This window comes from Tenacibaculum sp. MAR_2010_89 (assembly GCF_900105985.1).
GTDB classification, from domain to species: domain Bacteria; phylum Bacteroidota; class Bacteroidia; order Flavobacteriales; family Flavobacteriaceae; genus Polaribacter; species Polaribacter halocynthiae.
Genome location: NZ_FNUB01000001.1, coordinates 32532 through 56412 on the forward strand (window position 1 = coordinate 32532; position 23881 = coordinate 56412).

18 protein-coding genes are annotated in these 23881 nt (G+C 29.9%); 11 read left to right on the plus strand and 7 right to left on the minus strand.

The window, feature by feature from the left end; genetic code table 11:
* The first annotated feature begins 39 nt into the window (after window positions 1-39).
* A complete protein-coding gene (locus tag BLV71_RS00160; RefSeq protein ID WP_369813864.1) occupies window positions 40-1116 on the plus strand; it encodes an ABC transporter permease in 1077 nt (358 codons plus the stop codon).
* A gap of 112 nt (window positions 1117-1228) precedes the next feature.
* Here the strand turns inward: BLV71_RS00160 and BLV71_RS18405 are convergent, their stop codons facing one another.
* From BLV71_RS18405 to BLV71_RS00170, 3 genes are all read right to left on the minus strand, one after another.
* On the minus strand, window positions 1229-1396 hold the full coding sequence (locus BLV71_RS18405; RefSeq protein ID WP_176974314.1) for a hypothetical protein: 168 nt from the start codon (window positions 1394-1396) through the stop codon (window positions 1229-1231).
* Between the two features lie 48 nt (window positions 1397-1444).
* Complete coding sequence (locus BLV71_RS00165) at window positions 1445-2560, minus strand: T9SS type A sorting domain-containing protein (RefSeq protein ID WP_176974315.1); 1116 nt, start codon at window positions 2558-2560, stop codon at window positions 1445-1447.
* A gap of 159 nt (window positions 2561-2719) precedes the next feature.
* The gene (locus tag BLV71_RS00170) at window positions 2720-4381 is read right to left on the minus strand and encodes a helix-turn-helix domain-containing protein (protein WP_093868603.1); all 1662 of its coding nucleotides are present in this window, start codon (window positions 4379-4381) and stop codon (window positions 2720-2722) included.
* Between the two features lie 95 nt (window positions 4382-4476).
* On the opposite strand from BLV71_RS00170, the gene BLV71_RS00175 reads away from it, so the two are divergent.
* Together BLV71_RS00175 and BLV71_RS00180 are read left to right on the plus strand one after the other, a co-directional pair.
* Window positions 4477-4920, plus strand: a complete 444-nt coding sequence (locus tag BLV71_RS00175; RefSeq protein WP_093868604.1) for an acyl-CoA thioesterase — start codon at window positions 4477-4479, stop codon at window positions 4918-4920.
* Window positions 4920-5729, plus strand: a complete 810-nt coding sequence (locus BLV71_RS00180) for a DNA/RNA non-specific endonuclease (protein WP_093868605.1) — start codon at window positions 4920-4922, stop codon at window positions 5727-5729. The genes BLV71_RS00175 and BLV71_RS00180 overlap by 1 nt, the downstream gene beginning before the upstream one ends.
* Window positions 5730-5783: 54 nt before the next feature.
* Here the strand turns inward: BLV71_RS00180 and BLV71_RS00185 are convergent, their stop codons facing one another.
* The 4 genes from BLV71_RS00185 to BLV71_RS00200 form a co-directional block, all read right to left on the minus strand.
* Window positions 5784-7739 carry an autotransporter outer membrane beta-barrel domain-containing protein gene (locus BLV71_RS00185; RefSeq protein WP_093868606.1) on the minus strand — a complete coding sequence of 652 codons (1956 nt, stop codon included), beginning with the start codon at window positions 7737-7739 and terminating at the stop codon, window positions 5784-5786.
* A gap of 125 nt (window positions 7740-7864) precedes the next feature.
* Window positions 7865-10636 carry a TonB-dependent receptor gene (locus BLV71_RS00190; protein ID WP_093868607.1) on the minus strand — a complete coding sequence of 924 codons (2772 nt, stop codon included), beginning with the start codon at window positions 10634-10636 and terminating at the stop codon, window positions 7865-7867.
* A gap of 258 nt (window positions 10637-10894) precedes the next feature.
* Window positions 10895-11380 carry a thioredoxin family protein gene (locus BLV71_RS00195; protein WP_093868608.1) on the minus strand — a complete coding sequence of 162 codons (486 nt, stop codon included), beginning with the start codon at window positions 11378-11380 and terminating at the stop codon, window positions 10895-10897.
* Window positions 11381-13735 (minus strand): TonB-dependent receptor, encoded by a 2355-nt coding sequence (locus BLV71_RS00200; RefSeq protein ID WP_093868609.1) that lies wholly within the window; start codon window positions 13733-13735, stop codon window positions 11381-11383. It lies immediately after the preceding gene.
* Window positions 13736-13906: 171 nt separating this feature from the next.
* On the opposite strand from BLV71_RS00200, the gene BLV71_RS00205 reads away from it, so the two are divergent.
* From BLV71_RS00205 to BLV71_RS00240, 8 genes are all read left to right on the plus strand, one after another.
* Window positions 13907-14563, plus strand: a complete 657-nt coding sequence (locus BLV71_RS00205) for a metal-dependent transcriptional regulator (RefSeq protein ID WP_093868610.1) — start codon at window positions 13907-13909, stop codon at window positions 14561-14563.
* A 1-nt stretch (window position 14564) separates the two neighbouring features.
* Window positions 14565-15476: a metal ABC transporter solute-binding protein, Zn/Mn family gene (locus BLV71_RS00210; RefSeq protein WP_093868611.1), complete on the plus strand. Its 912-nt coding sequence runs from the start codon at window positions 14565-14567 to the stop codon at window positions 15474-15476.
* 1 nt (window position 15477) lies between these two features.
* Window positions 15478-16215 (plus strand): metal ABC transporter ATP-binding protein, encoded by a 738-nt coding sequence (locus tag BLV71_RS00215; RefSeq protein ID WP_093868612.1) that lies wholly within the window; start codon window positions 15478-15480, stop codon window positions 16213-16215.
* Window positions 16215-17339: a metal ABC transporter permease gene (locus BLV71_RS00220; protein ID WP_093868613.1), complete on the plus strand. Its 1125-nt coding sequence runs from the start codon at window positions 16215-16217 to the stop codon at window positions 17337-17339. Before BLV71_RS00215 ends, BLV71_RS00220 begins: the two co-directional genes overlap by 1 nt.
* Window positions 17332-18492: a metal ABC transporter permease gene (locus tag BLV71_RS00225; protein ID WP_093868614.1), complete on the plus strand. Its 1161-nt coding sequence runs from the start codon at window positions 17332-17334 to the stop codon at window positions 18490-18492. Before BLV71_RS00220 ends, BLV71_RS00225 begins: the two co-directional genes overlap by 8 nt.
* 80 nt (window positions 18493-18572) lie before the next feature.
* Window positions 18573-21707: a UvrD-helicase domain-containing protein gene (locus BLV71_RS00230; RefSeq protein ID WP_093868615.1), complete on the plus strand. Its 3135-nt coding sequence runs from the start codon at window positions 18573-18575 to the stop codon at window positions 21705-21707.
* Between the two features lie 48 nt (window positions 21708-21755).
* Window positions 21756-22949 (plus strand): glycine C-acetyltransferase, encoded by a 1194-nt coding sequence (gene kbl, locus BLV71_RS00235; RefSeq protein ID WP_093868616.1) that lies wholly within the window; start codon window positions 21756-21758, stop codon window positions 22947-22949.
* A 120-nt stretch (window positions 22950-23069) separates the two neighbouring features.
* A partial coding sequence (locus BLV71_RS00240) for a thrombospondin type 3 repeat-containing protein (protein WP_176974316.1) occupies window positions 23070-23881 on the plus strand: 812 nt, incomplete at its 3' end.

The window sequence follows — 23881 nt, forward strand, 5'->3', positions numbered from 1 at the left end:
AAAGTTGGTGAAGAGGTTTGTATTCAATAGTTTTGAATAATGAAGCATTCAAATTCTCTTTGGCAAATTGCTCTTCAAAAATTTAAAAAAAACAAAACAGGTGTTTTTAGCTTCTGGTATATTGTTTTATGTGGTTTTATAGCTATTTTTTGTTACTTACTTGCTCCAGACAATAGTAATGCTGCAAATCATATGCATTTGGAAATTCATTCTAAATCTCCAGGTTTTTCAGTTCAAATACTTACCATTCCTTCAAAAAAAGAGAAAGAACAATCTTGGTTTTCCGTTTTTATGGATGGTAAACAAACTACCTCTACTGAAATCCCAATAAAATCTTTTGAAATTAAAAGTAATCAACTTGAAATTATTAATTATTCTGATAGTTTACTTAAAAAGTATCCTTTATCTCTTTTTAATAATCAACCAAGAAAATTTATTCAACAAAAAACTTTTTGGTTTGGTACAGATAAATATGGAAGAGATTTATTAAGTAGACTTTTAATTGGCGCTAGAATTTCTTTTTTTATTGGTTTTATTGCTGTTTTTATTTCTCTAATAATTGGAATTCCTATAGGTGCAATTGCCGGTTATTTTGGAGGAAAAATTGACACTTTTATCATGTGGTTTATTAACATTACTTGGTCAATTCCAACTTTACTACTTGTTATAGCTATCACTTTAGCTTTAGGTAAAGGTTTTTGGCAAGTTTTTATTGCTGTTGGTTTAACAATGTGGGTTGAAGTTGCTCGTGTTGTTAGAGGCCAAGTTATTACTACTAAGCAACAACAATATGTAGAGGCAGCTAAAGCTCTTGGTTTTTCTGATTTTAGAATTATTTTTAAACATATTTTACCGAATATTTTAGCTCCTATAATTGTGATTTCTGCGGCGAATTTTGCTGCAGCTATTTTAATTGAAAGTGGATTAAGTTTTTTAGGTATTGGAGCGCAACCACCAACTCCTTCATGGGGAGCGATGATTAAAAACCACTATAATTATATTATTTTAGGAAAACCATATTTAGCTATCATTCCTGGCTTAGCAATTATGAGTTTAGTTATGGCTTTTATGCTAATAGGTAATACACTTCGTGATGCTTTAGATGTAAAAACATAAACATTATTTTTAAATCAACCTAATTCAAAAATACAGAAAACTGCTAACAAAATATAGTTAGCAGTTAGGTTTGATAAACAAATGGGAATTTGTTTACAGTTTAAATAATTTTCTAAAAAAAGAAACAATAATTATTTATACATTTATCAGTAATATCACCAGTTGCAAGAAAACAGTCACGATCACTATAACATCTAGGGCGACCTCCTCCTTGAATTGATTTTTGTGCTGATTTACTTAATTGTTTACTTCCTTTGAAATTTAAAATACTTTTTTTCATAATTATAAAATTTAGTGAATATTAATATATTCGGTTAGGTTACTGAGTTTACTTTTTTACTATTATTCTTTTTGATATTTTATTCTGCTTATGATACATAACCACTTGATATAATCCTGTACTCCAATTTTTCAAGTTAACTTCTTTTTTAAATTTTTTGTTATCTGTTGCTATCACACATTCAAAAACATTTCTACCATAAAGATTAAATATTTTAATTTTCACACTTCCTTTACTGGGTACTTGCCCTTTTATTTTTAAAATTTCTGAAACTGGGTTTGGTGATACTTTTAAGTTTATTTTAATTTTATTCTTTTTCTTTTTTCTTGTTATTTTTCTAACATTACCTGTGCTTTTATATTCTGATATATATAATTCTTTACCAGATTTACTAGCTATAATTCCTGCTGGATACGTAAATGTAGCCTTTGAAATATTTCCATCTGTATTTCCTTGAATACTGCCTGCATACACTTTAACATCATCTATTTTTCTAGGGTTCACTTTGTATATCTTATGCTCTCCATATACAGTTGCATAAATGTTTCCCTTTGCATACGTTATAAATCCTAAATAAGGAAAATCCGTACCTGAATCTGGAACTGTAGCTACATATTCCAATTCACCATAACAATTTAAGCTATGAATTTCTCTCCCTTCATAATTTCCTACAAAAAGTTTCCCAGATTTACTATATGCTAAACCAACTGGATATAACAAAGGCGCTCCCTTATGTAAAACTATTACTGTTCCATCTTGAGACAACTTATTAACACTGCTATCTGCTGAATTTGTAAAAATCATATTATCACTACGAAATTCTTTAATTAATCCAGATGGATACCCACCTACTTCATAGGTTTTTAATAGATTTCCATTACTATCATATTTATGAATTGCTCCTCCTAAAAATTCAACTACAAAAAGATTATCATTAGAATCGAATGCCAATCCATTAGGTGCTTTTAAGTCAATTACAAAAGCACTAACCTCTCCAGTTGGAGTAACTTTATATACAGTATTACCTGCGTAATTACCAAAATTAGAACCATACAAGTTACCTTTAGAGTCTAGAGCCAAAGCATCATCAATATCTACAGTTGGTGAATTCAGTATTGTTGTAACCTTGTGTTTATGTTGAGCATACCCAAATGTGGATATCATTGTAAATAATAGAATGTAAAAAAACCTCATCTTTAAGAATAGTTTAAAAATTAATACTTAGTTTGAACTTCAATATTGAATTATTCAAAGCTATTCAGATTGGTTTAGAATATAAAAAAGAGTTTCTTACAATTTATAAATTGTAAGATGTATTACACCTTAATTTTGTTCAATTCTCTTTTTTATATAATAGGAGGGTGTTAAGCCTGTATGTTTTTTAAAAGCTCTGTAAAATGCATTAACAGAGGTGAATCCGGCAATATCCGCCAAGTGCTCAATAGTTAATTTTCTGTATTCCGAAGTTGACTCTAATTTTTTAAGGATAAATGAAATTCTAAGATCATTAATAAAATTAGTAAAGGTTTTTTTATAATTTTCATTAATAATTTTAGAAAGATAAGATGTATTTGTATTAATTAATTTAGAAACTTTAGTTAATGTAGCATCTTTTTTTAGATAAAATTCATCAGTTATTAAATCTAAGATTTGATTTTTAATTTCGTTTTTTTTCTCTCCCTCAACGAATACTTCTTTCTTCTTTTTTTTATTATTAACATTTATAATTTTTACTAACTCTCTATTTTTAACATACAATAAATGCTTTTTCTTCTCTTCTCTCTTATAATAATAAATAACGATACTTATAAGTATTACAAATGATATTAATAGTATTCCAAAAATTAAAATTTTGGCTTCTTGTTTTTTTATCACAAGCTCTTTATTTTCATTGCTTGTATTCAATAATTCTATTTTTAATTCTTTTTTTTCAGATTCATATTTTTCTGTTATCTCAAAAATTTCCTGTTTTATTTTTAATCCATCTAATGAATCTTTTAATTTTAAATAAATAGCATTTTGATGAAGTGCCTTTTTATATTTTTTTGTTTCAGTATATAACTCTCTTAAATTTTGATGAACCTCTACGCTTTCATCAAGAGTTGTATAATTTAATGCCACTTCAAAAAAATGTATTGCTTTACTATATTCTTTTTTTAACCAATACCCTTTTCCTAAATTATCATTCAACCAATTCAATCGACAATAAGTATTATTTTCTAATCCTTTTTTAGCAAAATAAACAGCACTATCACCCTTACCCATTTTAATGTAATATTTACTTAAATCTGAATAATAAGTAGGTAACATTAATTGCCATTTATTTATAGATGCAAATTGTGTTGCTTTAGTTATATACTTTAATGCTTGTGGTATATTTTCTTCTTTTTCATATAGGTTAGATATCATAAACAATAAAAGACTTTTACTGTTAGGGCTTGGTGCAAACTTGAATGCTTTTTTGTAGTACTTTTTTGCTTTTTTTAAATTATTTAACTTTTTATGAATATACCCTATGTTATTATATCCTTTATACAAACTAGCACTATCTTTTTTAGATTTAACAACTCCATTTTCTTTTACTATATCCTCTATTTCAATATAACTAGTTATTGCTTTTTTATAATTTTTTTCATAGATACAAATCTCACCATATAACAATTTAAGTTTTACCATAAGGGTATCGTTTACTTTATTAGCAATAAGATTTTCTAATTCACTCTTTGCTTCTTCTGTTTTTGCTTCCCAGTACAATAGCCTAGACTTATATATATTTACGTAAGCTATCAACTCCTTTTTTTTAGATCTGACAGCAAATAAACTAGCTTTTTTTAAATGTATTTTGGCACTATCAAAATCTTTATTAAATCCATATTCATAAACTTTATTAAGATGATTATATGTTTTCACTATATCATCTTCAATATTCGTTTGAATTAGAAGCATAAGCAAAACACATAGAGAAATGTTTTTAATGAATAGCATATTTTTTAAGCTTTTAAGTATTTAATTTTATCTAATAAGTACCTTTGCTGAAAACAATTCGTTTTTAACAAATTTCCAATTTACAATATTTTAATATGAGTTTTACCGTAAATTTCACTACTAGATGGGCTGATTTTGATGCCAATATACACATGCGTCATACTGCTTATAATGATTATGCAGCAGAAGTTAGGCTTCGTTTTTTTAAAGAACATAACATTACCATACAAGATTTTACTAAAGAAAAAATAGGTCCTATTTTATTTGAAGAAAACACTAAGTTTTTAAAAGAGATACACATGGGAGAAGATATTTCAGTAAATTTAAAAGTGACTGGATTGTCTAATAAAGGAGAACGATGGAAAATTCAGCATGAAGTTTTTAATGGTCATGGTAAATTATCAGCAATAATTACAGTTTATGGTGCTTGGTTAGATTTGGCAAAACGAAAATTATCAACTCCACCTATTAAGTTCCAAGAAATTTTTAATGAAGTAGAAAAAACAACTGATTTTCAAGAAATTTTACTGAAACAATAATGAGTAATTCTCGAAAAATAAAGCTAATTGCTACCATAATTATACTTTCTATTGGTTTATGGACACAATGGTCAGAAAAAAAAGAAAATGATTCAAATGAGAATAGTGAAGTAGATTATAAAGCTTCAAAAGCTTTTAACTATTTACCAACCTCAACAACAGGGGCTATTATTAGACATAACGGGTACCAGTTATCTTATAATGAAAAACACGAGCAAGCTGAATGGGTAGCATATTCATTAAGTAAAAGTGACATTATCTACACCAAACACAAACGTCCTTTTTTTATAAGTGACCCAAAAGTAAAAACAAAATCTGCAGATTGGAGAAGTTACAAAAAATCTGGCTATGATAAAGGTCATTTATGCCCAGCCGGTGACAAACGTTTTTCTAAAAAAGCACATGATGAAACTTTTTACACCTCAAACATTTCTCCTCAAAAGCATGATTTTAATGCTGGAATTTGGAATAAACTAGAACAAAAAACACGTTATTGGGCTAAAAAGTACAATCATTTATATGTGGTTACTGGTGGTGTTTTAAAACCTAACTTAAAAACCATAGGTAAAAATAAAGTTAGCGTTCCTAAACAATTTTATAAAATATTATTAGACTATACAAAACCAGAAATTAAAGCGATTGCTTTCTTAGTACCTCATCAAAAAAGTAATAAACCTTTATATAGTTTTGTTGTTTCAATTGATGAGATTGAAAAGATTACTGGTATAGATTTTTTTTCTAACCTGCCGAATTCAATAGAAACAAAATTAGAAGCTTCTACTAATTACAAAAACTGGAGTTTTAGATAAAATAAAAAAACCGAGCAAATTGCTCGGTTTTAATTTTTTAAAAGTAAGTTATTACTATAATCCTGCTTTTTTCCAAGACCATCCAGAAACATCTACTTTAGTTCCTTTATTATATTTTTCTGAAGTTGAAGCATCTTTACCATCAATTTTAACGTTTGATAAAGCTCCACCATCTTTCATATCTATTTCTTTAGTATAACCTTCTAAATAAAGATTCGTTATCGTTGCTCCTGATTGTTTTTTAAATTGTAAAGCAGTACCTCCAACAGATGAAATAGCCGTTACATTTTCAAAATTAGGATTGTTATTAAGTTTATCTCCTTCAAAAGCTGTTGAGAAACCTGATTTAGTATGAGACATGTATGTGTTTGTTACTTTTCCATTCCATCCTTCAGTCCAATCTACAGAATCATCTTCATTGTTTTCTAAATAAATATTTTTAACAGAAACTGTACCTCCGAAAAACTCAATTCCATCGTCAGCTCCATTAATTATTGATACATTTTCTATTTTAGTACCTGAACCTACAGCATATAAAGAAATACCATTATACTGAGAATCTAAATTGATTTGAGCTCCAGTTCCTTTAATTACTAAATACTCGATAGATCCAGAGTTATCATTATCTGTAGTACCTCCATATTTGAAACCTCCAACTTCAGCAGTTACATCAGTACCAGCAGTTGTAGTTGCTTTTCCACAAATTGTTAATCCTCCCCAATCTCCAGGCTTTTCTGCTGCAGATGACATTACTACTGGCTTAGCAGCAGTACCATTAATATTTATTTTTCCACCTTTTAAAACAGCTATATAAACATCTGTTCCTTTAGGATCAACAACAATTTTCGTTCCTGCTTCAATATTTAAAGTAGCTCCATCTTTTACAATGTAAGATCCTTTTAAATTATACGTTTTATCAGAAGTTAATGTTACAGTACCTGAAACTTCACCTTGTAAAGGAGTAACGCTAGTAGCTACACCTGTAATAAAACTCCATCCAGAAATATCAACTTTAGTTCCAGTATTATAGTTTGCTGATGTAGTTGCAGCAGAGCCATCAATAATTACATTTGCTAAAGGTCCGTTATCTTTCATGTCTATTTGCTTAGTATAACCATCAAGATATAAATTAGTAATAGTAGCTCCTGAAGTTTTCTTAAACTGTAATGCAGTACCTCCAACAATAGAAGAAGCTGTTAAGTTTATTAACTTAGGGTTCTTATTATCTTTATCTGCTTCTACAACAGTAGAGAATCCTTTTTTAGTATTTAAAACATACGAATTCTCAACAGTCCCATTCCAACCTTCAGTCCAGTCAATGGCATCATCTTCTAAATTTTCCAAGTAAATATTCTTTGCAGAAACTGTTCCTCCAAAAAACTCTATTCCATCATCTGCTCCATTAAAAACAGCTATATTTTCTATAACAGTACCAGAACCAACAGCATATAAAGAAACTCCATTATATTGAGAATCTAAATTAATTTGAGCACCAGTTCCTTTAATTACTAAGTTTTTAATTACTCCTGAATTATCATTATCAGTTGTACCTCCGTATTTAAAACCTCCAACTTCAGCAGTTACATCAACACCAGCAGTTGTAGTTGCTTTACCACAAATTGTTAGTCCTCCCCAATCTCCAGGGTTTCCATCAGTTGAAGTCATAACAACTGGACTAGAATTTGTTCCGTTTATGTTAATTTTTCCTCCTTTTAAAACAGCTAAATAAACATCTGTTCCTTTTTTTTCTGCTATAATACTTGTTCCTGCAGGAATAGTTAATGATGCTCCTTCAGCAATAATAAACGATCCTGTTAAGTTATATGAGTTACCTGTTAAAGTATAGCTCTCTTTTAATGTACCATTCATTTCACCTGCTTTTAACTTAGCAACAACATCAGATACCTGAGGTGGAATTACATCTGGATCATCACTTCCACAACTTGTGAAAGTTAAAGCAGCAATTGATAATGCTGATATACTTAAAATTTTAACTAAAGATTTTTTCATTTTGTTTGTATTTGTAGGTTTGTTTTTTTTCTTCACAAAGAAATCAACCTTATCTTTTATTTGATTTAACAGAATATTAATTATTCGTTATGAAAATCTGCTAACTTTAATTTTAAGTTAACTGACTAAAATTTATAGCTTAAACTAAATGATACGTTTCTACCTTTTTTATAAAGACTAACTGTTTCATTAGTTTCAATTCCTGTATTTAAGTTTCTAACTAATTGAGTTTGTTCAATTTTAGGATCTAGCAAGTTTCTACCAACTAATTTAATAGCTAAGTTCTTTGTTAACTTTTTACTTAACACTAAATCAAGTGTAAAAAATCCTTTCTCTATAATCTCATCATTATATATAGTAGCTCTTTCAGCAAAATCTTCAGGCACACCTAATGCGAAAATTTTATCTGATGAATAATTACCTGTTAACGTAGCTATAAATTCATTCTCTTTTCTATTATTATAACTTAAAGATCCATTAAGGATTAAATCAGAAGCTCCTTGAAGATCAGACTTTACTTTATCTTTATATTGGAAATTTGGTAAAAGATCTTGGTTAAACCACATTTTAGTAATATTACCAGTAGCACTTAATATACTTTTATCATCTTCATTGTTAATGATATTCATTTTACCTTCTAATTCAACACCATAAATATCTGCTTTTTCACCTGTATTAAAATAACTGAAGTATCCTGAAGAACCTCTTGTCATTACTAAGTTTATTGGGTTTTTAATTTGTTTATGGAAAGCTGTAGCTGAAATTAACTCTGACCTAGATGGAAATAATTCCCATTTTAAATCTAAATTATACACATCTGATTTTTCAAGATTCTCATTTCCTAAAATAACACGACCTGAAGGAGATACATATCCAAATGGAGCTAACTCTTTAAATTCTGGTAAAGTTTGTGTGATACTAGAAGCAAATCGAATAAAGTTTTTTTCGTCTAACTCATATTTTAAATTTACACTAGGAAATAAACTAGAGTATACTTTATTTGCACTACCATATCTATTAACACCCTCTGGACTAATATAGTTACCTACATTCCATACTACATCAATTTCATCTCTTTCAAATCTTAATCCGATATTACCAGATAATTTATTATCAAATTTAAAATCAAAATTTGTGTAACCTGCTAAAGCTAAAAACTCACCTTTATAAGCATCTGGTAATTGTTCTCTCAAAGTTAATCCTGCACTTTCTCCTAATTGAAGTATTGATGATAATTCATCTATAGAAGCAGCTCTTACACCTCTTGCTCTAAAACCTTTAAAAGAAGATCTAAAACTTCTTTCTTTTTTACGAAAATTTAAACCATAGTTTAACTTATACGGCTTTGCTTCGTCTTCTTTTGCAAAACCTAAAGCCCACTTGTTTTCAATAAAAGCATTATACTCTTTATCTTCAATTTTTTGACTTGTTTTTCTTTGTTGATAATCTCCAACACTAGCAAACTCTATTAAAGAACTGTTATCAACATCTAAAATATTTACTTCATTTCTAATTCTGTTTGGCTCTTCAGCTAATACAAAATTATAACCAGTTGCCCAGTTTAAAGTATTGTTTTCATTCCACTTATGCTCACCCATTAATTGGTTAACAAACATAGTAGTTTGTTTAAAGTTTTGATCTCTAACAAAAGCTCCATTTTCTTGTGGATCTTGATCAAAAACATATCCTTTTCCACTTCTACCTTGCTCATATAAGTTATCTACCCCTTTGTTTACAAAAAGAGTATTATACTTTAATTTATTATTATCGTTTAATTTTACAGCAACTCTAATATACCCAGTACTGTTTGTTCTTGCCATAAAGTTTTCTACATCACCTCCACTTTCAGAAAAAGATGTATTTAAAACATTTGCTCTAAAACTTCTAAACAAACCACTTCTATATTCATTTGATTTAGAATGAGAAGCTGAAGCTAAAACTCTCCATTTCTTTCCAAATAACTCAAACTTCTTAGCTCCTGACAAAGAAAAACTATAGTTAATAGGTGTACTAGCCTCTTTAGTATCCCATCCTTGTAAAGTTAATTGATTTAATAAAGCGTATTTCTTTTTGTGAAATCCAAAAGTAACATCATCACTAATAACAGTTCTTCTAAAATTATCAACATCTAAAGCATTTGTATTTGCTCCACCGCTTAAACTTAATGAAAATCCATTTTTAGAAAATTCTTTAGTAACAACATTTACATTACCTGAAGCTTGATCTGTATAACTTGATGTATTGTATGTTTTACTAATTTCAACATTACTAATTACATTAGTTGAAAATAATCCTAAATCAATATTCTTATTAGCAATATCATCAGATGGAACTGGTAAACCATTCATTGTAGTAGATAAATACCTATCTCCTAAACCACGAATATATATATTACCTGTTCCCTCACTTTTAGTTACCCCTGAAATTTTAGTAGTAGCTGTAGCTGCATCAGAAACTCCTCTTTTAGCTAATTCTAATGCTCCAATACTTTCTTTAATTACTGTAGCTTTCTTTTGTTTTAAAAGTAAAGCACTTTCTTTCTCTTTACTAACTGTTGCATTTATAATTACATTATCTAAAGCAACTCCTTCGTTTGGACCAAGTTCTTGATTAACTACAATAGTTTGATTAGCCTTAACAACAATTGCTTTTTCTACAGTTTCATATCCTACAAAACTAAAAACAAGAATTTTATTTCCTGCTGGTACGCTAATAGAATACTTCCCATCAATATCTGTTGTCCCCCCAATTGATGTACCTTTAATATATACACTAGCAAAAGGTAAAGGCTCACCGTTCATTTCTTTATCTGTAACGGTTCCTGATACAGTTCCTTTGCTTTGTGAAAAGGCTAAATTACATAAGCTTAAAAAAGCTACAAACAATAATTTTTTCATTCTAACTTTAAATTCTGTTTATTTATCCTGCAAAAGTGGAGCAATCTTGTAAAGCTAATGTTACCTGTAAATTATTGTTGTATTATTAGAATGTTTATTTAATGTTAACACAACAGTGTAATGTTACGAATGCATTAATTTTATATCACTAAAAAAGAAAGCTCATTTTTAAGGCTTTCTTTTTTTACAATTTTCTTACTTTATAAATGACTTTAAGCATTTTGAAATACTTAGTTTAGTGTAGAACTTGAGGTGTATTTAATTTTTTAAAAATTTCAACATTTTCTTGGTAGATAAATATTCAAAATGTCGTTTTGTAATTTTAAATGTTTTATTTAAAATTACTGTTGCTGGTAATGAAAAAGTTTTGTTTTTTCTAGATGCCAGTAATAATGGGATTTGATGTATTGGCTGCCTATTCTTTCCTACCTCTTCATTAATATACTCTGCTCTTTCAAACGTTATATTTTTTTTGGATTCAGCATCCATTTTAACAGCATAATATTCTGAATTTAAAAGAGCAATTACTTCTGGGTTTTTAAAAGCAACTTTGTTCATTTTTTTACAGTAGGCACACCAATTTGTATAAAATGAAATGAATACTTTTTTGGGTTTAACTGCCAAAGAATCATCTAACTGTTCAAAAGAAATCCAATTAATATTCTGCTTTTGCTGCGCGATAGCTGTAAAAGCAAAACATCCAAAGAAAAAAAGAAATAATATGTTCTTTTTAAAAAGTTTCATCTAATGAAATTTACCAAATTTTATACCAATAAAAAATGTTCTTGGCGCACTCGGACCGTAAATATAATCCGAATCTCTTGTTGCTCCAGTATCAAAATCATCCTGATAAGCATTAAACATGTTTTTTACACCCGCAGAAATGGTGGTCATAAAATTATCATTGAAATCAATATGAGATTCTAACTTTAAATTCAAATCAAAGAAATCTGTTACTTCGTTTAATTGTAAGAATCCCGTATCACTAATCACCCTTGGAACTGTCATCCCACCAGTATATGTTCCTGTAAGGTCGACATTAAATTTTTCGCTTGGAATCCATGCGGTGTTTAAGTATCCATAAAAATTTGGGTTTCTTACAAACTCATTAACGGTAATATCAGGCTCTCCTGAAACTCCATTAGTTTCAAATAAAACCTGAGGGTCGTCATATTTAGATTCTTGTAAAGTTCCTCCTAGCTGAAATTGCCACTTAGGATTTGGAGAAATTCCAAATTCAAAATTGACTCCATAAACTTTAGCTCCTGAACCATTCCTTACTTCTTCTACTATAGAACCATTTGGTAATGTAGAACCAGTACTTACCAATGTAAAAGGATTTTTTAATGTTGTATAAAAACCTTCTAACAAGAAATCCAATTGTAATAGATTAATGTTTTTAGAAAAATTTAAAGAACCAGTATAAGCATTGGAAAACTCAGTTTTTAAATCATCAGAAAGAATTACAAATTGAGGCTCCCCACCTACACTAGAGATATGAACATCTTCATTAAATGCTTGTGGCGCTCTAAAACCTCTTGCGTAACCACCTCTAAATTTTAGCGCATCAGTAAATTGATATGAAATGGTTAATCTTGGTGAAAAAGTTGTTTGACTCACATCAATATTTCTTGCAATAGTACCAATGGTATAATTTCCATCTATATTTACATTATCCAAACGAGCACCAATCAGAGCTGTAAATTTTTCCGACGCTTTCCACTCATATTGCCCATAAACACCAAACGATTTTACAGATTGATCTACCAAGCGATTGTAACCTACTATTTCATCTTTGGTAGAGGTAAAATTGTATTCTGCCCCTACAGTTAAAACATCTTTACTTTTAAGTGATTTTGTAAATTGTAAACCATTAACCCAAGCTAAATCTTTGGTAGTTCCAAAAGCATTGTTTGCTAAAATACTGTCTTGTTTAGTTATTCCACCACCAAGACCACCATAATAACTGCCTCTATCGGTGTTAGACATAGAAGTGTAAATTTGAAATTTACCAGAATTATCTTTAGTATACACTTCATAATCTATACCACCAATAAAAGTATCATGATCTAATTCTTCAGTAATATCTGTAAATTGAGGAGCAAGATTTAACTTATTCCCACCACGTCTGTATTCTTTAATAGAATTCAAATTCATAGAAATTCTACTTTTTTCAGTTGGTTTTACAAAGGCTTTAGCTCCTACAGTTGTATTTTTTAACTTTACTAATTCTGTAAAACCATCACCGTTTACATCAAGACTTTCACGATTTCTGTTCATTCCAAATAATGAGATACCACTATTCAAATCGTCAGCAACTACAGAAGTATTAAATGTTAATGTTCTATCGAGTGCTTTACCATCAATGAAGGCAAAATTAGATCCAATTTCCCAGGTGTTTAAAACAGGATCTTTAGTAATAACGTTTACCGTTCCCGCTATAGCACTAGAACCGTATAAAGCAGAACCTCCACTTCTAACAACTTCAATTCGTTCAATAATATTAGTTGGTATTTGCTCTAAACCATATACACCTATTAGTGATGTAAAAACAGGTCTACTATTCAATAAAACTTGTGTGTAGCCACCATCTAACCCATTTAAACGAACCTGTGTAAAACCACAGTTTTGACAGTTAGTTTCAACTCGAACACCAGGTGCATAATTTAAACCGTCTGCCATTGAAGCAGATTGAGTTGCAGTTAGTAAACGAGGTTTTATTGTTGAAACAACAACAGGAGTTTCTTTACGTTCTACTCTGTTTCTTGTAGCACTAATAACCACTTCGTCTAAACCTAAAACATCTTCAAATAATTCAATGTTTAAATTTAATTTTTCATTGTTTTTAGTTATTATTTCTTTGGATACTTTTCTGAATCCTTGCGAACTCACTTGGATCGTGATTTTACCCGCTGGAAGATTTAACTCATAATACCCTTTTTCATTGGCAGTTACTCCATAAGTTCCTCCTTTTACATATACAAAAGCAAATGGAACAGGTTTATTTTCGAATGTTATTTTCCCCGATAACGTCTGACTAAAAATTGAGTACGTTATTTGTAAAAATAAAAATACTGAAAGAATTATTTTTTTTCTCATTATAAAGTAATGTTTTTGCAAATATATCATTATTGCAACTAAGTAGCAATAATGATATACCTCTGCGACATTTTTGTTTTTTTTGCAAAGTTAAAATAATTTTTAGATTAATCTAAAAATATGTTTACATAAAACAAAATCTGTATATTTGTACCTGAATACAATAGATTTATGTTTAGTCAAACCGAAGAAAATTATATCAAAGCAATTTATCACCTAGACAGCATCTCCTCAAAAGGGATCAGTACTAATGCTATTGCAAAAAAACTAGAAACAAAAGCTTCTTCAGTAACAGACATGATAAAAAAACTTTCTGAAAAAAAAGTTGTTATCTATAAAAAATACCAAGGAGTTACGTTAACTGACTTTGGCAAAAAAACTGCCGCTAACATTATACGTAAACACCGTTTGTGGGAAGTATTCTTGGTAGAGAAATTAAACTTCTCCTGGGATGAAGTACATGAAGTAGCTGAACAATTAGAACATATTAAATCTCCAAAACTAATAAACGAATTAGATGCTCTTCTTGATTACCCAAAAAGAGATCCTCATGGTGACCCAATACCTGATAAAGATGGTAATTTACAAACCATTGAAAAGAGTTTATTATCAACCTTACAAAAAGGAGAAATTGGTATTTGTGTTGGTGTAGATGATAGCTCTTCTAAGTTTTTAAAATTTTTAGACAAACAAGGAATTGCCCTAGGTAAAGAAATAGAAATTATAGAAAAAGAACCATTTGATGAATCTTTACAAATAAAAATAAATGGTCAAGCAATTACAATATCTAACAAGGTTGCTAATAATATATATATTCAAAAACATTAAAATGAAAAAAATTACAATCCTACTTATTATTGTAATAATGATAAGTTGTAATAAAAAAACAACAAAAGAAAACGGTAAATTAAATATTGTTACTACCACAACAATGATTACTGACCTGGTAAAAAACATAGGTGGTAATCAGGTAAATATTAATGGCCTTATGGGCTCTGGTGTTGATCCTCATTTATACAAAGCAAGTGAAGGAGATGTATCAAAATTATTCAATGCTGATATAATAATTTATAATGGACTACATTTAGAAGGAAAACTTGAAGAAGTTTTTGAAAAAATGAAACATCAAAACAAAAAAATTATAGTTGCTTCAGACACCATAAGTAAAAAAAACTTAATTGAATCTGAAAATTTTGCTTCAAATTACGACCCTCACATTTGGTTTGATATTAATAATTGGTCTAAAATCACTTCTTACATATCTAAAAAACTAATCAATTTAGACCCTAAAAATGAGCTTATTTATAAGAAAAACACACAACAGTATTTAATAAAACTAAAAAAATTAAACACTCAAATCAATTCAAAAATCAACGAATTACCTGAAAACAAAAGAGTACTAGTAACTGCTCATGATGCTTTTAATTATTTTGGAAAACAACATAAATTTAATGTCGTTGGCTTACAGGGTTTATCAACAGCTACTGAGGCTGGTGTTCAAGATGTTCAAAAACTAGCAAAATTCATCATTAACAATAAAATAAAAGCAATTTTTGTAGAAAGCTCTGTTCCTAAAAGAACTATTGAAGCCCTACAAGAAGCAGTAAATGCACAAGGTCATCAAGTTTTAATTGGTGGAACCCTATATTCTGATGCATTGGGTAACAAAGGAACTATTGAAGGAACTTATACAGGTATGTACAACCATAATGTTAACATCATTGTTGACGCACTAAAATAAAATGAAAACAAAATACGCAGTAACTATAGATGATTTAACTGTAGCCTACAACTACAAACCTGTTTTATGGGATATTGATTTAGCTATTCCAGAAGGAGTTTTAATGGCTATTGTAGGTCCCAACGGAGCTGGTAAATCAACATTAATAAAATCAATTTTAGGAATTATAAATCCTATTGCTGGTAGCGTTACAATTTATGGAAAACCTTATAATAAACAACGAAAACTAGTTGCCTACGTTCCTCAAAAAGGAAGTGTTGACTGGGATTTTCCTACAACTGCTCTAGATGTAGTTATGATGGGCACATATGGCACTCTAGGATGGATAAAACGCCCTGGTAAAAAACAAAAAAAAACAGCCCTAGAAGCTCTAGAAAAAGTAGGGATGTTAGCTTTTAAAAACAGACAGATTTCTCAACTTTCAGGAGGGCAACAACAACGTGTATTTTTGGCTCGTGCTTTAGCTCAAAATGCATCAATATATTTTATGGATGAGCCTTTTCAAGGTGTAGACGCTACCACTGAAATAGCTATAATTAACATTTTAAAAGAATTAAGAAAAGCTGGTAAAACTGTAATTGTAGTTCATCATGACCTTCAAACAGTTCCTGAATATTTTGACTGGGTTACTTTTTTAAATGTAAAAAAAATAGCAACTGGGCCAGTTAAAGAAATTTTTAACGATAATAACCTAACCAAAACATACGGCATAAACTACAAAGTAAGTGTACAACAATAATGGATTTACAAGAATATTTTAAACTTATCTTTTCAGACTACACGCTCCGTACTATTACAATTGGAACTGCAATTCTTGGTGCAATATGTGGGATGTTAGGAAGTTTTGCTGTATTAAGAAAACAAAGTTTATTAGGTGATGCCATATCTCATGCCTCTCTACCTGGTATCGCTATTGCTTTTTTAATTACTGGCACTAAAGATACTTACATATTATTATTAGGAGCATTAATTAGTGGACTTATTGGTGCTTTCTGGATTCGAGGCATAGTTAAAAACACTCACTTAAAAACCGATACTGCGTTGGGCTTAATACTCTCCGTTTTTTTCGGTTTCGGTATGTTACTTTTAACATTTATCCAAAAACAACCAAATGCAAACCAATCAGGTTTAGATAAATTTCTATTCGGACAAGCCGCTACCTTACTAATTAACGATGTATGGTTTATGGCAATAGTAACTGGAGTTTGCTTAATTATATTATTTCTTTTTTGGAAAGAGTTTAAAATCTTATTATTTGATGCTGATTATGCCAAAACATTAGGTTTTAACATAAAAGCTATAGATATGCTAATCACAACCTTTATAGTATTAGCAATTGTTTTAGGTCTTCAAACCGTAGGAGTTGTTTTAATGAGCGCTATGTTATTAGCTCCAGCTGCTGCTGCTCGACAATGGACCAACAAACTAAGTATCATGGTTATTCTTGCTGCCATATTTGGTGCTTTTTCTGGTGTTATAGGAACAGGAATTAGCGCTAGTCAATCAAATTTATCAACCGGACCTGTTATAGTACTTGTCGCTGCTATTTTTGTTGTTTTTTCTTTTATCTTTTCACCTTCACGAGGGCTTCTTTTTCGTCAAATTCGACTTTTAAAGAACAGACGTGATCTAAAACTGCACAAAACATTATCTTTTATGTTTGACATTGTTAAAACTCACGAAGACAAATCACATCCACATGCAGTAAAAATTTTAAATAATTTTCAAGGGTACACTAGAAATACCTTAAAAAAACTAGAAGAAAGAGATTACATTAATGTAAACGGAAAAATGTGGTCCATGACAGAAAAAGGATTTCAATTTGCTGGTAACCTGTACAATCAAAACTTAAAAAATGAGTAGTGCTCAAACAGAAATACAATTAATAGCAAGTATAGTAGCTATAGCCTGTGCAATTCCAGGTACTTTTTTAGTATTACGAAAAATGGCATTAATTAGTGATGCCATCAGCCACTCTATACTTCCTGGTTTAGTTATAGGTTTTTTTATTACACACGATTTAAATTCTCCTCTACTAATTCTAATGGGTGCTTTATCTGGTATTTTAACAGTTGTTCTAGTAGAGTACATTCAAAGAACCAAATTAGTTAAAGAAGACACTGCAATCGGACTCGTTTTCCCTGCCCTATTTAGTATTGGAGTAATTCTAATTGCTAAAAATGCTAATGACGTACATTTAGATGTTGATGCAGTTTTACTTGGAGAATTGGCATTTGCTCCTTTCGATCGACTTCTAATTAACGGTACAGATTTAGGTCCTAAATCAATATGGGTAATTGGAACCATCTTGCTAATAACAACCACACTTGTAATTACCTTTTTTAAAGAATTAAAAATTAGCACTTTTGACACTGGACTAGCAACTGCCCTTGGTTTCTCCCCTGCTGTTATTCACTATGGATTAATGAGTATAGCCTCAATAACTACGGTAGGAGCATTTGATGCTGTTGGTGCTATTTTAGTAGTAGCTTTAATGATAGCTCCAGCAGCAACTGCATATTTACTTACAAACGATTTAAAAAAAATGCTAACTCTTTCTATAACATTTGGAGTTTTTTCAGCCATATCAGGGTACTGGGTAGCACACTTGTTAGACGCTTCTATTTCTGGCTCTATGACAACAATGTTAGGTTTAGTATTTTTAATTGTTTATTTATTCGCCCCAAATAAGGGACTAATCTCCGTATTGTACAGAAATAAACAACAACAAAAGGAAGTTCAACTTCTTACTTTTTTACTACATCTTAACAATCATTCAGATGAAAAAGAGAGACACATAAATCATTTAAATGAACACATTAACTGGCACAAACTTAAATCAAAATTAATTGTAGAGTTGGCGGAGAAAAACAACATGATTACTATTAATAAAAAAATTATTTCACTTACTCCAAAAGGAAAGCTATTTACAGAAAAAGCAATTAATTATATTATAACTAATGATGACACCGAAATAGAATCAATGAAAAATGATTTCTTTCTATTTAGAGGCTAATAATTTTTTGAACATTCTACCAACTTTTTTACTTGTCGCTTGGCATAAAAAAAACTACTTTGCATTAAATTAGAAACCTCGTGCAAACACCTTCAAGCTTTGAGATATATAATGCTTCAGCTGGAAGTGGAAAAACTTTTACATTAGTTAAAGAATACCTTAAAGTACTTTTACAATCAGAAGACATTTTTCATTTCCAAAAAATACTAGCCATCACTTTTACCAATAAAGCAGCTGGAGAAATGAAAGAACGTGTATTAGAAAATTTACAAGTTTTTTCTGAAGGAGCAGAAAATGATTTATTAAAAGCCATATTAAAAGAAACCTCTGTCGATAAAAAAATCATTAAAAAGCGTAGTAAAAAAATAATAGATACTATTTTACAAAATTATGCAGCCTTCTCAATAACAACAATTGACAGCTTTACTCACAAAATAATTAAAAGTTTTGCTTTTGATTTAGGACTATCATTAAATTTCGAAGTAGAAATGGACGCCATTTCTTTATTAAGTGAAGCAGTAGATGTTCTTATTTCAAAAATTGGAACAGACAAAGATATCACCAAACTTCTTATTCAATTTTCTCTTGACAAAACGGATGATGATAAGTCTTGGGATATCTCTAGAGAGCTTAATGATATCTCAAAAATTCTACTAAACGAAGACGACGCAAAACACTTTAAAGAACTATCTACAAAAACACTTGAAGATTTCAACAACCTAAAAAACACATTATCAACAAGTAAAAAAGAATTATTAGTAAAAATAAAAAAAACTGGAAAAGATGCATTAAGTATTATTGACCGTGAAGGTTTAGAACCCAAAAACTTTACACGCGCTACTTTTCCTAAATTTTTAAAAGACTTAAGTGAGTTCAACTCTAAGTTTGATTATAAAAAACGAAGTGAAACAATAGAAAAAGCTATTGAACAAAACAACTTTTACACAAAAACAGCAACTAGTGAAATTGTTAATTCAATTGAGAGCATACTTCCAAAATTGGTTGATCTATACTACCAAAGTAAAACTATTTATGGAGAACTTATACTTTCTCAATTAGCATTAAAAAGCATCATTCCTTTAGCGGTTCTGAATAACATAAACACAGAGTTAAATCAAATAAAAGAAGACAATAACATTCGACTAAACGCTGAATTCAATCAACTAATATCAACCAATATAAAAGATCAACCTACTCCATTTATTTACGAACGAATTGGTCAACGGTTTATGCATTATTTCATTGATGAAATGCAAGACACATCTGTTTTACAATGGAAAAACTTAATCCCCTTAATAAATAATGCATTAGCCCAAGAAAAAAGCAATCTACTTTTAGTTGGAGATGGAAAACAAGCAATATATAGATGGAGAGGAGGAAAAGCTGAACAATTCATTAATCTTGGAACAGATAATGAAAATTCAAAAAATCCATTTCATATAAAAAAGATAATAAAGACCTTAGACACTAACTACAGGAGTTATTCCGAAATTATCAATTTTAACAATGATTTTTTTCAGCATATAGCTAATTTTTTACAAAATGAGAAATACAAACAATTATATATTGAAGGAAACAAACAATTAGAGAATTCAAAAAAAGGCGGACACATAAGTATTTCTTTTCTAGAAAAACTAGAAGACAAAGATAACAACGATATAAAATACCCTAAAAAAGTTTTAGAAACTATTAAACAACTACGAACTGAATTTTCTTTACATGAAATATGTGTACTTGTTCGTAAAAAAAGTGATGGAATTGCTGTTGCAAATTATCTATCTGAAAACAATGTCTCAATCGTTTCTTCTGAAACTTTATTACTCAAAAACAACAATAAAGTAAACTTTATTATTGATATACTTCAAGTAATACAACACCCATCAGACAAAGAGTCTTTTTTAGAAGTTTTATATTTTTTACATCATCACTTAATCATCAATGAAGACAAACATGCTTTTATTGCTAAACACATAAAACTATCTACATTTTCTTTATTCGAAGAATTAAAAAATTACAATACAAACTTCAATAGTATGTATTTTAATCAACTACCTTTTTATGAAAAAATAGAAGAAATTATAAGAGGGTTTAACTTAACCAATACTTCTGACGCCTATATCCAATTTTTTCTAGATGTTGTTCTAGAACAACAAAGAAAAGGCACAGACATTCAAAATTTTTTAGATTTCTGGAACCGCAAAAAAGACAATTTAAGCATTGTAGCACCAGATAGTTCTGATGCTGTTCAAATAATGACTATTCACAAATCCAAAGGGCTAGAATTTCCAATTGTAATATTTCCTTGTGATTTAGATATTTACAACCAAATAAATCCAAAGACTTGGTTAAACGAACTCCCTAATAATTTTAACGGATTTAAAGAACTATTAATTCCATTTAATAAAGATTTAAACTTTATTAGTAAAAAAGGAACACAAACATACCAACAACAAAGAGAAGAGCTGGAACTTGACAACTTAAACCTACTTTACGTCGCACTTACAAGATCAGTAGAACAACTACATATTATTACAGAAAAAAGAATTACCAAAACGGGAGAAAACACTAATTACTATTCTGGTCTCTTCATCAACTACCTAAAAAAAATAGGTGTTTGGAGTAATGAAGAACCTACTTTTACTTTTGGCGCCAAAGAGAGAGTTAGTAAAAAAGGAAACATAGAAAAAACAACATCAAAAACTCAAGAAAGATTTATATCATCACCATGGCAAGACCATAATATATATATGTTGGCAAGTGCATCAAAACTTTGGAATACAAAACAACAAAAAGCTATTGAATACGGAAACCTTATTCATCAAATGATGTCAGAAATTTATCATGAAAGAGATATTCAATCTGTTATTGACTCATATAATAATCAAGGATTAATACACAAAGATGCTATTCCGAAAATAGAAGGTATCATAAAAAAAATTGTTCAGCATCCTCAACTATCAGAATTCTTTTCAGAGGATACTATTATATACAATGAAAGAGAAATAGTGACAATTGATAATCAAATCATAATTCCTGACAGATTAGTTTTCAAGAACAACCAAGTAACAATTATAGATTACAAAACAGGTATTCCCTCAAAAAAACACCATCAACAATTATTAAAATATTCACAAGTATTAACATCAATGAACTTTACTATTTTAAAAAAACTACTCATATATATTAATGAAGAAATTTCGGTTGAAGAAGTTTAATCGAAAAACTTAAACTTTGTAACTTTACAAACTTTAAATACAAACAACATGTACGGAAATATAAAAGAACATTTACAAAAAGAAATCCAAGATATTAAAGATGCTGGATTATATAAATCAGAACGTATTATTACATCATCACAAGACGCAGTAATTAAAGTTTCAACTGGAGAAGAAGTTATAAACTTCTGTGCTAACAATTATTTAGGTTTATCAAACAATCCTGAAGTTATACAAGCTGCAAAAGATGTTATGGACACTCATGGCTTTGGAATGTCTTCAGTACGATTTATTTGTGGTACTCAAGATATACACAAACAATTAGAACAAAAAATAGCAGAATTCTACCAAACTGAAGATACTATATTATATGCAGCCGCTTTTGATGCAAATGGTGGTGTTTTTGAACCTTTACTAACTAAAGAAGATGCAATTATTTCTGATAGTTTAAATCATGCTTCAATTATAGACGGTGTACGTTTATGTAAAGCTGCTCGTTATCGTTATAATAATAATGATATGGTTTCTTTAGAAGAACAACTTATAGAGGCTAACAAGCAAAACCACAGATTTAAAATCATAGTTACAGATGGTGTGTTTTCTATGGATGGAATTGTTGCAAAATTAGATGAAATATGTGATTTAGCTGACAAATACGATGCATTAGTTATGGTAGATGAATGTCATGCTGCTGGTTTTATTGGTAAAACAGGGCGTGGTACCTTAGAATTAAAAAATGTTTTAGGTAGAGTTGATATTGTAACTGGTACATTAGGTAAAGCACTTGGTGGAGCAATGGGTGGATACACTACAGCAAAAAAAGAAGTAATAGAAATTTTACGTCAACGCTCCCGTCCATACCTATTTTCAAACTCTTTAGCCCCTGCAATTGTAGGAGCTTCTTTAAAAGTATTTGACTTATTATCTAAAGATACTTCCTTACGAGATAAATTAGAATGGAACACTAATTATTTCAGAAGCGAAATGGAAAAAGCTGGTTTTGATTTAGTAGGTGCAGATGCTGCTATTGTACCAGTAATGCTTTATGATGCAAAGCTTTCTCAAGTAATGTCTGAAAAACTATTAGATGAAGGTATATATGTTATCGGATTCTTTTATCCAGTAGTACCAAAAGAACAGGCACGCATAAGAGTTCAGCTTTCTGCAGCCCACGATAAAAAACATCTAGATAAAGCAATAAACGCATTTATCAAAATTGGTAAAGAACTAAAGGTAATATAGATAATACTCTAAAAAAACTTGCTTTTCTTGTAAGTTTTTGTAGATTTGTTTTTGTAAATAAGTTTTAACAACTTACATTTGCGTTGTATATAAACGAACTTTTAATTTAAATTTTTAATAATGAAACACTTAAAATTAGCTGTGATGGCTTTGTTTACGTTCGCAACAATTGGAACGGCAAGCGCACAGGATTCAGACAATCCATGGGTAGTTGGATTCGGAGTTAACGCTGTTGACTTTAGAATACCTTCAGAATTTAGCGATTATGCTAAAGATTACATCGGTACTAGCGACTGGAACATCTTACCTTCAGTTTCAAGAATTTCTGTTGACAGATACTTAAACGATGGATTTACATTACAATTAGCTGGTTCTTTAAACAAAATTGAAACTTTTAGAGCTGAAAACGACATGGATGAGCTTTATTGGGCTATCGATGCAAGCGTAAAATATGACTTAAACAATTTGTTTGGTGATACTTCATGGTTCGACCCTTATGTATACTTAGGTGGTGGTTATGCTAACTTAGGAGACTTAGGAGAAGGAACTTTAAATGCAGGTGTAGGTTTTAACACTTGGTTTAACGAAAACTTAGGTTTAAACTTCCAATCTGGTGGTAAAAAAGAATTTTCTGACAAAGTTCAGGATCACTTCCAACACTCTGTAGGATTAGTTTTCAAATTTGGAGGAAAAGACACTGACGGTGATGGTGTTTATGACAAAGATGATGCATGTCCAGAAGTTGCTGGTTTAAAAGAATTCAACGGATGTCCTGATGCTGATGGCGATGGAATCAAAGATTCTGACGATGCATGTCCAGAAGTTGCTGGTTTAGCTGCTTTAAACGGTTGTCCTGATGCTGATGGTGATGGTATTGCTGATAAAGATGATGCATGTCCTACTAAAGCTGGAACTAAAGCTATGAACGGATG

What these genes read in the sequence shown, in the direction of transcription:
- BLV71_RS00160 (WP_369813864.1), top strand. Translation starts at nt 40, where the DNA reads ATGAAGCATTCAAATTCTCTTTGGCAAATTGCTCTTCAAAAATTTAAA.
- BLV71_RS18405 (WP_176974314.1), bottom strand. Translation starts at nt 1,396, where the DNA reads ATGAAAAAAAGTATTTTAAATTTCAAAGGAAGTAAACAATTAAGTAAA.
- BLV71_RS00165 (WP_176974315.1), bottom strand. Translation starts at nt 2,560, where the DNA reads ATGATATCCACATTTGGGTATGCTCAACATAAACACAAGGTTACAACA.
- BLV71_RS00170 (WP_093868603.1), bottom strand. Translation starts at nt 4,381, where the DNA reads ATGCTATTCATTAAAAACATTTCTCTATGTGTTTTGCTTATGCTTCTA.
- BLV71_RS00175 (WP_093868604.1), top strand. Translation starts at nt 4,477, where the DNA reads ATGAGTTTTACCGTAAATTTCACTACTAGATGGGCTGATTTTGATGCC.
- BLV71_RS00180 (WP_093868605.1), top strand. Translation starts at nt 4,920, where the DNA reads ATGAGTAATTCTCGAAAAATAAAGCTAATTGCTACCATAATTATACTT.
- BLV71_RS00185 (WP_093868606.1), bottom strand. Translation starts at nt 7,739, where the DNA reads ATGAAAAAATCTTTAGTTAAAATTTTAAGTATATCAGCATTATCAATT.
- BLV71_RS00190 (WP_093868607.1), bottom strand. Translation starts at nt 10,636, where the DNA reads ATGAAAAAATTATTGTTTGTAGCTTTTTTAAGCTTATGTAATTTAGCC.
- BLV71_RS00195 (WP_093868608.1), bottom strand. Translation starts at nt 11,380, where the DNA reads ATGAAACTTTTTAAAAAGAACATATTATTTCTTTTTTTCTTTGGATGT.
- BLV71_RS00200 (WP_093868609.1), bottom strand. Translation starts at nt 13,735, where the DNA reads ATGAGAAAAAAAATAATTCTTTCAGTATTTTTATTTTTACAAATAACG.
- BLV71_RS00205 (WP_093868610.1), top strand. Translation starts at nt 13,907, where the DNA reads ATGTTTAGTCAAACCGAAGAAAATTATATCAAAGCAATTTATCACCTA.
- BLV71_RS00210 (WP_093868611.1), top strand. Translation starts at nt 14,565, where the DNA reads ATGAAAAAAATTACAATCCTACTTATTATTGTAATAATGATAAGTTGT.
- BLV71_RS00215 (WP_093868612.1), top strand. Translation starts at nt 15,478, where the DNA reads ATGAAAACAAAATACGCAGTAACTATAGATGATTTAACTGTAGCCTAC.
- BLV71_RS00220 (WP_093868613.1), top strand. Translation starts at nt 16,215, where the DNA reads ATGGATTTACAAGAATATTTTAAACTTATCTTTTCAGACTACACGCTC.
- BLV71_RS00225 (WP_093868614.1), top strand. Translation starts at nt 17,332, where the DNA reads ATGAGTAGTGCTCAAACAGAAATACAATTAATAGCAAGTATAGTAGCT.
- kbl (WP_093868616.1), top strand. Translation starts at nt 21,756, where the DNA reads ATGTACGGAAATATAAAAGAACATTTACAAAAAGAAATCCAAGATATT.